General features: G+C 35.6%; 7 protein-coding genes. 2 read left to right on the forward strand and 5 right to left on the reverse strand.

Annotation, left to right across the window (positions count from 1 at the left end; all coding sequences use genetic code 11):
• The first annotated feature begins 120 nt into the window (after positions 1–120).
• Positions 121–1290 (forward strand): hypothetical protein, encoded by a 1170-nt coding sequence (locus HX004_RS05635; RefSeq protein WP_286441357.1) that lies wholly within the window; start codon positions 121–123, stop codon positions 1288–1290.
• Positions 1291–2118: 828 nt separating this feature from the next.
• Positions 2119–3708 carry an ATP-binding cassette domain-containing protein gene (locus HX004_RS05640; RefSeq protein ID WP_286441359.1) on the forward strand — a complete coding sequence of 530 codons (1590 nt, stop codon included), beginning with the start codon at positions 2119–2121 and terminating at the stop codon, positions 3706–3708.
• 601 nt (positions 3709–4309) lie between these two features.
• Here HX004_RS05640 and HX004_RS05645 read toward each other — a convergent pair.
• The 5 genes from HX004_RS05645 to HX004_RS05665 all read right to left on the reverse strand — a co-directional run.
• On the reverse strand, positions 4310–4651 hold the full coding sequence (locus HX004_RS05645) for a hypothetical protein (protein WP_286441360.1): 342 nt from the start codon (positions 4649–4651) through the stop codon (positions 4310–4312).
• Between the two features lie 80 nt (positions 4652–4731).
• The gene (locus HX004_RS05650; RefSeq protein ID WP_286441361.1) at positions 4732–5121 is read right to left on the reverse strand and encodes an SMI1/KNR4 family protein; all 390 of its coding nucleotides are present in this window, start codon (positions 5119–5121) and stop codon (positions 4732–4734) included.
• Positions 5122–5123: 2 nt separating this feature from the next.
• On the reverse strand, positions 5124–5360 hold the full coding sequence (locus tag HX004_RS05655) for an HNH endonuclease (RefSeq protein WP_286441362.1): 237 nt from the start codon (positions 5358–5360) through the stop codon (positions 5124–5126).
• Positions 5361–5546: 186 nt separating this feature from the next.
• Positions 5547–5789 (reverse strand): Imm74 family immunity protein, encoded by a 243-nt coding sequence (locus HX004_RS05660; RefSeq protein WP_286441363.1) that lies wholly within the window; start codon positions 5787–5789, stop codon positions 5547–5549.
• A 17-nt stretch (positions 5790–5806) separates the two neighbouring features.
• Positions 5807–6331: hypothetical protein (locus HX004_RS05665; RefSeq protein WP_286441364.1), on the reverse strand; the 525-nt coding region annotated here is incomplete at its 5' end.

Below are 6331 nucleotides of genomic sequence, written 5' to 3' on the forward strand. Positions count from 1 at the left end.
TTTTTAGGAAACAAAGCCTTTTAAATGTTTTTGCGAACACCGTGTAAAGTCATATTTTTTTCATTATTTTGTAGAACTTTCAATACTTGAAACGACTAAACTGGCTTTCTAATTATTACAATGACGACAAAAATTCAATTTAAATTAAGTAACGATGTCCTTCTTACTGTTATTCAGATGGTTGAAAAAACCGATGACTATGTAGTACAATCTATAAAAGACGCTTTATTGGTTAGTATAAAAGAGGACTTACTTGCTAAACTTGAAGATAAAGCCAAGAATATTCAGAAACAAGTCTCGATTTTAGACCACAATAAAAAGCACGCCATCGTTTTAAAGTACCACGAAGCGTACACGATGTACAAACTATTGGAGTTGGTTTACGAAAAAGAGACCTTTGCCGATCATCCTCATATCAAAAAAATCAAACGCCTTTTGGTGGATTTAGAGAACAAGGTAGAAAGCTTTACCACTGAAAATAAGGAAGCGGATGAGACGCAAACCACAGCAGCTGCTTTGGCGAATTTCCCTCGATTAGGTGTCAATGAAATTATCATTGAAGAAGCTACTATTTTAGAAGGAGAACTTAGCGAAGAAGCACAAACAGCCATGCAGGAGGAAGATCACAATCCAGTGTTAGATCCGACCGTTGATGTAAACGAAATCATCGTAAAAAATTATTCCATCTTTGACCTTTTAGAAGAAAGCCAACCTGCAGATGTCCTTACGGAGGAAACAGAGAGCAAAGAAATTGAAATAGATGCGGAATCCGTTACTCTTGTTGAACCTGCAATCCAGGAAGAAGAGGTAGCTGAGGAGGCAGAAACTCAACAGGAAGAGGTTTTCCTTACAGCAACAAGCGAAGAAAATATAGCAGAAGAGTCGCCGGTTTTTACAGCAGAAATTGAAACAACGGAAACAACAACTGCGGAGGTTATAGAAGAAACCGAGGTAAATGAATCATTCGCTGAAGAAACATTCATTCCTCAAGAAGATACGACAATTCTCCAAGAGGAAACAACAATCCCTTCTTGGGCACAACAAACAACACCGCCTGTTTTTGACGGTGTTGTAACAAAATCATCTATTTGTGTTGAATCTGAAGAAGAGGGAACTACAGCTTGTATTCCAACAGAGCCTGAAGAAGATACACTCAACCTCTTTGAAGATACCGTTCTGCCTATTCAACCTCAAGAAGAGAAGGTAGAGAAAGCAGAAAAAGAAGTGAAGAAGGAAAAAAAGAAACCAACCAAAGACCATACCCAACAGGGTCAAATCAGTCTTTTCTAGTTAAAATATCAAGAGGATGCCTACTAAGTCATCCTCTTTTTTTTATCTCGCCTAAAAATAGTTACTTCGTTTTAATAGGCACATGACCCTATGCCCCTACCTTATGTCCTCTTTCCTATTTATCTCATCTAAAAAAGTTACTTCGTTTTAATAGGCACATGACCCTGTGCCCCTACCTTATGTCCTCTTTCCTATTTATCTCATCTAAAAAAGTTACTTCGTTTTAATAGGCACATGACCCTGTGCCCCTACCTTATGTCCTCTTTCCTATTTATCTCATCTAAAAAAGTTACTTCGTTTTAATAGGCACATGACCCTATGCCCCTACCTTATGTCCTCTTTCCTATTTATCTCATCTAAAAAAGTTACTTCGTTTTAATAGGCACATGACCCTATGCCCCTACATTATGCGTCCTCTTTCCTCTTTATCTCATCTAAAAAAGTTACTTCGTTTAATAGGCACATGACCATGTGCCCCTACATTATGTCCTCTTTCCTCTTTATCTCATCTAAAAAAGTTATTTCGTTTAATAGGCACATGACCCTATGCCCCTACATTATGTGTCCTCTTTCCTCTTTCCTCTTTCTAATAATTTTTCTATCTTTGCATCAGTATTAACGAATAAATAATCGAATGGATATCTAAATAAGTATTTCGTTTTAATCGCATAAGTAGGTTTCTACTTATCGGAGCAAACAATTTTTAATAGTCTCTATCTTTCCTAGGGCTGTAATACTTATTTAGTTATGTGAATACATATCCAAGACCGTGAGTAGTGGTGTACGGGCCACAAGTATTTTATACTCATCTATCTTATTTTGATTATTATGTCTATCGTTATAAAAAATCTATCCTACGAACACGCAGATAAAACCCCTTTGTTTCAACAGCTTAATCTAGTACTCAACAAAGGAGAAAAGGCTAACCTCATTGGAGCCAATGGAACGGGAAAAAGCACCCTATTAAAACTTATTGCCACAACACCTCTATCAGCTATTCAGTTGGATGGAACGGCTTATTATTTACCTCAAATCAACACCAACCAAACTGGGGAACAAACGATTCAAGAAGCCTTGCAAACGGATAAAAAACTACAAGCTTTACATCGCATTTTACAAGGGTCGGTCAATGAACAAGATTATGTCGATTTAGATGATGACTGGGCAATTGAAGAACATATTACCCAAGCCTTGCAATATTGGCAATTGGAAGGAAAAGATTTATCCCTGCCTATGCATCAACTCAGTGGAGGGCAACAAATGCGCGTATATTTTGCGTATATCCACATTCATCAGCCCGATATTTTGTTGTTGGATGAGCCCACCAATCACATTGATCAAGCTACACGACAACTGTTGTTTGATTTCTTAGATCAGTACAAAGGGACGGTGCTCTTGGTTAGTCACGATATTGCCTTACTGAATCGACAAGGACTTACCTTTGAGATTAGCAGCAAAGGGGTTCAGACCTACAAAGGCAATTACGATTTTTACAAAGCGCAAAAACAAGAGGAGTTTGCTTCTCTTCAACACCGCATTGATTCAATTTCCAAGGATTTGCGTCAGGTAAAAACGGAACAACAGAAATTACTTCAGAAGCAGCAAAAAGCGGTCGGACAACACAAGAAGGCGGAGCAAAAAGGGGGACTTCCAAAGATTGTAGTCAATACACTCAAGAATGCGGCAGAAAACAGCAGTGCCAAAAGTACAGAGGTACAAGCGGAAAAACAGCATAAACTCCAAGGGGAATTGTGGGAATTAAAAGATCAGTTGGAACAAGTAAAACCGTTTCATCTCTCGTTTAACAACTCGGATTTACACACGAACAAAGTGCTTTTTCAATTGAAAGAAGTCAACTATCAATATGAAACTGCTCCTGCAGCTCTTTGGTCTACCCCGTGGAACCTCGAAATCCGAAGTGGAGAACGCCTTTTAATTGAAGGGGCTAATGGCCGGGGTAAATCGACCTTACTACATTTATTAGCGGGAAATATACAACCTACTACAGGTCAGGTTGAACGATTAACCTCCAATATCGTGTACTTGGATCAGTTTTATAGTCTACTTGATCACAGCAAAACGATGCTGGAACAAGCACAAATCTTCAATCACAACGTACTGGATGAGGCTAGCTTAAAAAACACCTTGTTTCAATATGGTTTTCGACCAGAACAATGGTCTAAACCTGTTGCGCAATTGAGTGGAGGGGAATGTCTTCGCTTGACCATCTGTTGCTTGAATCTCTCTTTATCTTCTATTGATGTTTTACTGCTGGATGAACCGAGTAATAACCTCGATATTTTTGGTTTAGAGCGCTTATACGAAGCACTAAGGGAATACAAAGGAACAATTGTGTTTATCTCCCATGATGTGAACTTGCGTGAGGCCATTCAACCGAATCGCGTCATTGAAATGTAAATTATCGGTTAACTCATCGGTTAACTGTTAACAGTTAGCAGTTAACCGATGATTTTTCTGATTTAAAGGTATGTATTCTTTAATCCGAAATTCTCTTGACGAGTTAATTGGTTATTTGCTTAATCGGTTAACCCATCTAACCTTCCTAAACAGATTATTGGTTATGGGTTAATTTTCTGATTTAGGGGATATTTTCTTTTATCGATAATTTGGCGAAAAAGCACACTGACCACACAGTATCCACGTACAGTATGTCACCTCGACGAAGGAGAGGACGCATCCGTCACTCAACGCACGTCACTCAAAAACAAGGTAACAAAAACGCTGGATGCAACCCTTGCTACGTTAGGACGTAGCGTGCGTGCGGTAGGGTTATCCCTTCATTACACTCTTCTATAAAACTCAAAAAATATCCCTTTTACTATTTTAATAAGTGCGCGGTTAATTCAGTCCTTTGAACACAATTTTTCAGATAAAGGGGACAAATTGCCATTTGCCCCTACTTAATACCAATGAAAAATGCGATAGTAAGTCCGATAGAATTATAAAACTATTTTTCTTTTATTGCCACTTTCCTCAATCCCTCGATTATATTTTAGAATCAATTATTATCTATTTTCTCTTTCCACTCCTCCCCAATAACATATTTCCCATCCTTTTTGAGAATTTCTAAATCTGGTACTCTCCCTTCTGCCCCTCCATCATGAAACATAAACGGCTCCATTGTATCATCTTTTATATAAATAGAAAATAATCCAATTCCTCCAAATTGTTCTTGAGGAACATCTACAAAAATTTCCCATACATTATAAGGAAATTTATAATATGTATTATTCTCAACTTTTTCTGGATTATATACCTTAAGTGAATCTGAGAAATACTTCTTTTTAAAATCACTTAAAACTTGCTTTGCTTTGTCTAAAGCTATTTTATCTTTTTCCATTTATTGAAATTTTCAATTCACCCTAATTTAAGAAAAAAAGCCACTACTCGTGGCTTTTACTTATAATTCATCAATGCTATCTACACCCAATAACTCTTCAGAGAATTGACTAATAAAATAGGTTCTAACTCATCATATCTAAAAAGATAGATTTTATTATTAACTGCTGAATCCATTTGAATTGTTATTATGTGTCCAACACCTGTAACTGCAAATGGCAAGAAGTTTCCAGGGATAACATTCTCATCTATTATTAAATTTTGCACTAGTCCACCTAATGTCAATTCCCCATACTTTATACTTGCAAAATCATAGGTAGAAGCATCTAAAAATTCTACTTCACCACCATTGTATTTAAGATATAATCTCTTTAAACTACTGGGTATAACAATATTAAATATTTTTTCAAAACTTAGTATATCTCCAATAGTGATCATTCTCTCTGAACTATTAATTCTAACTTTTTTCATATCTATCGTGTCAAATATTTGATTTTATGGAACTCTTCCGCTATCTTAACTGCACCATAATGTGGATTACATTTTATATGAATTTTAGTTTCTACCAATTGCAATGTACAAGTGTTGGTCATAGGATCATAGTCGTCTAAATGATGCCACGTATATTTCAATGGTTTTTTATTAAGACCTGCAAGCTCATTTGCTAATTTTATATCTAAATTATCATCGCCTGTCAGTTTTATCTTCACAATATTCTTTTGTTCGCCAGTGACAGGATACAAATAAGGAGTATCTACAAAATCAACTGATAATCCTACCTTCGATTTTTTAAGCTTAATTCCTAATTCGCTTAATGTTTTTTTATTTGGATCAAATACTTTAGATGGTCTTTTTCGTTCTAATAATTTTACCTTTTACAAACAATCAAAAATAAATTAGTCAAAAATAATAGGTATTTTTCCTTTTTTTGAGGCCTTTTCTATTGAACTAATAATTTCTTTTTTCTCGTTTTCTGTAATAGGCTCTTGTTCATAAGGAGGTTCCCAATTCTTAATAGAATCTATATCTGCATAAAATTTTGGTTCTGTTGTTCCTTCCCCTTGTATATACATCTCTTTCTTATTGTCAACAATAATTTTCATAGTTGAGGGGGTTAATATTGAATATTCTACTTTCATAATAGTTATTTAGATAATTAACGTTTAAAAATTATTTTTTCTTTTCTAGTTTTAGGGTCAATAGTTATAATTTTTGTAACATTTGGATTTTGTTTTAAAGCAGGTAATTCATAATTTTCCCATACATTTCCTTTTCTTAACTTATCACCTATTACGGCTCTTACTTCTCCTGACACTTGATTAGCGTATTCCCTTGATGTAGCTTCCCAAATTTTTGGTTTATCTTCCCATTTAGGCATATCTATACTATTTCTATTTATTAATCCTTCCAGTGTAATTCCTTTCTTAGATTTTGAAATATTTAAAGCTACTAGTTCTCCCCCAATTCCATCAGTTTTTCCAGACCAGAAGAAAGCTTCATTTAGTGCTGTTTTTAATTTTGGCGTAATTCGCCTAACAAAAGATATAATTTCATATAATTCCTCTAAAGTATTTTTTAAATCCACTCCTTTTGCACTCCAAACCTCATCTAAACTATTGCGAACTGCTTTCGCCTCGCCACTGGCGATAACTTCTCCTTTATAACTAACAATAATCCCTTC

It is taken from the genome of Myroides sp. 1354, from assembly GCF_030324495.1.
Taxonomy (GTDB): Bacteria; Bacteroidota; Bacteroidia; order Flavobacteriales; family Flavobacteriaceae; genus Flavobacterium.

Excerpts from the sequence above, each read along its gene's own strand:
- HX004_RS05640 (WP_286441359.1), top strand. The coding sequence starts at position 2,119 with ATGTCTATCGTTATAAAAAATCTATCCTACGAACACGCAGATAAAACC.
- HX004_RS05660 (WP_286441363.1), bottom strand. The coding sequence starts at position 5,789 with ATGAAAGTAGAATATTCAATATTAACCCCCTCAACTATGAAAATTATT.
- HX004_RS05650 (WP_286441361.1), bottom strand. The coding sequence starts at position 5,121 with ATGAAAAAAGTTAGAATTAATAGTTCAGAGAGAATGATCACTATTGGA.
- HX004_RS05635 (WP_286441357.1), top strand. The coding sequence starts at position 121 with ATGACGACAAAAATTCAATTTAAATTAAGTAACGATGTCCTTCTTACT.
- HX004_RS05645 (WP_286441360.1), bottom strand. The coding sequence starts at position 4,651 with ATGGAAAAAGATAAAATAGCTTTAGACAAAGCAAAGCAAGTTTTAAGT.